We start from the raw sequence: 2,623 nt of genomic DNA, 5'->3' as shown, positions 1-2,623 counted from the left end.
TACGACATTTTAAAAAAAACGCCTCAAACAAATGAAATCTAATAATAACATTTCCATAAATGAAAATTATGGAAACCAAACGATGGAATTTACTTTTTCAAATAAAAGACTATATCAGAATCTAGTTTTCGGAATTTTATGGTTAGGAATCGGAATTAGTTATTTTTTTGAGCAAGATGCCAAATGGAAATACAAACCTTATTTTATCCTCGCTGTGGGAGTTTTATATATTATTTTATTTGTATATGAGTTCAAAAGTAAATATTTTAAAATCACAAGTGATAGAATTATAATTAATTCAATTCCCAGTAAACAAATTGATTTAAGAGAATTAACAGAAGTTAAATATTTCTCCAATGATTATACTTTTAAGACAGCGGATAAAAATTTAAAAATTGTGAAATCTCAAATTAACCAAAAACAACTTCCAAAATTTGAATATTTCTTTGACAATTTGAAAAGTAGTCTCAAAAAAAACGTCGTATAACACGGTATTTCTATTAGCGGGTTTGAAGTTTTTATCATAAAGATTTTTGCTAATTGTTCTTTTTGCTATATTTACAAAGGCTACTAATAAAAAGTCCCGCCAAAAAAAACCCAAACGTTAGCTGTAATGTCATTACCATATAATAATCACAAATGAAATATTTATTTACTTTAATAATTTTGACACTTTGTCAGTTTTTCTATAGTCAAAATACAAATTTTATTTATGAATATACAAGTATTCCAGATTCGACTGCGAAACAAAACACTCTAAAAGAATTGATGGTATTAACAATATCAAAAGATAAATCTGAATTTTATAGTTTAAACCAATTTAAAAATGATTCGATCGTAGAATTAGATATTTCTAAGGGTTTTCCACCACCTCCACAAAGTATTTTACAGAAAAGCTCTCGTGTAATAAAAGAAAACTCAAAAAGAAATCAAATTACTTCAATAATTCCAATTTCTTCTACAACTTTTGTTATTAATGAAGTTCTCAACCTTAAATGGAAACTAATTGAAGACTCCAAAAAAATTATGAACTTTGATGTCCAGAAAGCAGTGGCAAATTATGGTGGAAGAACATGGATTGCCTGGTTTACAAAAGAAATTCCTATCCAAGATGGCCCATATAAATTTTGTCAGCTTCCTGGACTTATTTTGGAGGTTGAAGATATTCAACGAAACCATATTTTCGAATTAAAAGCAATTCAAAATTCTCCAAATAATTTTAGCTATCCTGATAATAAATATATTTCCTATATTGAATTAGATTACCCAAAATTTGAAAAAATTTATAGAAAATACAGGAAAGAACCAATAGCAGATATTATGGATAAAATTCATGATGTTAAAGATGAAAATGGTTATATAATTATTCCAAAATCTAAATTAATTAAAGAAATTGAAGAGTCTACCGTTCAGGAGTTACAAAAAGATAATAATATCATTGAAATAAATCTACTAAAATAAAAAGACACTGCAAAAGTGTATTTGCAAAAAACGGGGCTGAACTTTTCCTTTGAGATTCAGCTTTTATAATCGCAAAATTTTTTTAGTCTTTGCTCAACAGCATCTGCTATAAGGATTTTAAATCATTTTGATTTGTTAATACTATTTCACTCATAATTTTATTTTTTTTGTTTATAAATATTCTGCTAATGTTAAAGATTGCTGTTGATCAATCTTACCTATGTACTTCATCAACATATCTCAAAGTCATTCTTATAGCTATTATCAATATCGGTTAACAGTAATCTTTTTAATCTGCAATGTTGGAGATATCTAAGTATAATTGCTTGGGTATAGTTACCCCCAAAGTTTGGACAGTAAATCGTAAAAGTTAAGTTTGATTTTATTTGTTTTTAAGGATAGCAGTTTTGCACATTTCCACATAGGAAAAATCCCTTCAAAGATTTTTCCGTGTAGTGTGGGAATGTGTAAAACTGCGTGAACGTTCATTTATGCTGCTTCCTTTTTTGTACGGTCGTAGACATGTGCGGGCACTTCGTATGCAAGGCTCTGATGTCTTCTCTGCGTGTTGTAATATTGAAAATACTGTTTCAGGCCGTCATAGCACGCTCGTCCATCCTGATAAGCATACAGATAGACATTCTCGTATTTCACACTTCGCCAGAGTCTTTCAATAAAAATATTATCCAGAGCACGTCCTTTGCCATCCATGCTTAGGGCTATTCCCTGGTTGGTGATAAATTCGGTGAAGAGATCTGCCGTAAACTGACTGCCCTGATCGGTATTAAAGATTTCGGGTCTTCCGTATTTCTCAATGGCCGTCTCCACGGTATCGCGGCACCATTCCGAAGTCATCGTGTTGCTCAGGCTCCAGCCTACCACAAACCTGCTGTACAGATCGATTACCGCGCAAAGATAGAGATAGCCGCCCTGAACTGGAATATAGGTAATATCCATCGCCCAAACCTGATTGGGAGCTGTAATCTTTAAATTTCTCAAAAAATACGGGAAGATCTTGTGCTTTTTGCCTTTTCCTTTTTTTGAAGTAGCAGGTCCCGGTGCAGAAGCACTCAAGCCCATAACCCTGTAAAGTCTTTCCACACGCTTTTTGTTGATGGCATAGCCCATGTCCTTTTGGAGCCAGTTCGTCATTCTGGGAACG

At 32.0% G+C, this 2,623-nt stretch carries 3 protein-coding genes; 2 read left to right on the top strand and 1 reads right to left on the bottom strand.

The window, feature by feature from the left end:
- Positions 1-31 precede the first annotated feature (31 nt).
- Positions 32-487 carry a hypothetical protein gene (locus tag BMZ55_RS11225; protein ID WP_089820436.1) on the top strand — a complete coding sequence of 152 codons (456 nt, stop codon included), beginning with the start codon at positions 32-34 and terminating at the stop codon, positions 485-487.
- Positions 488-639: 152 nt separating this feature from the next.
- Positions 640-1,461 (top strand): GLPGLI family protein, encoded by an 822-nt coding sequence (locus BMZ55_RS11220; RefSeq protein ID WP_089820435.1) that lies wholly within the window; start codon positions 640-642, stop codon positions 1,459-1,461.
- 489 nt (positions 1,462-1,950) lie between these two features.
- Here the strand turns inward: BMZ55_RS11220 and BMZ55_RS11215 are convergent.
- Positions 1,951-2,623, bottom strand: a 673-nt coding sequence (locus tag BMZ55_RS11215; RefSeq protein WP_143068780.1) for an IS3 family transposase, incomplete at its 5' end; no start/stop codon positions are given.

The sequence above is a fragment of the Kaistella treverensis genome, assembly GCF_900114045.1.
GTDB classification, from domain to species: domain Bacteria; phylum Bacteroidota; class Bacteroidia; order Flavobacteriales; family Weeksellaceae; genus Kaistella; species Kaistella treverensis.
Note: the sequence above shows the minus strand (reverse complement) of the source record. Positions and strands in the feature narration are given on the sequence as shown.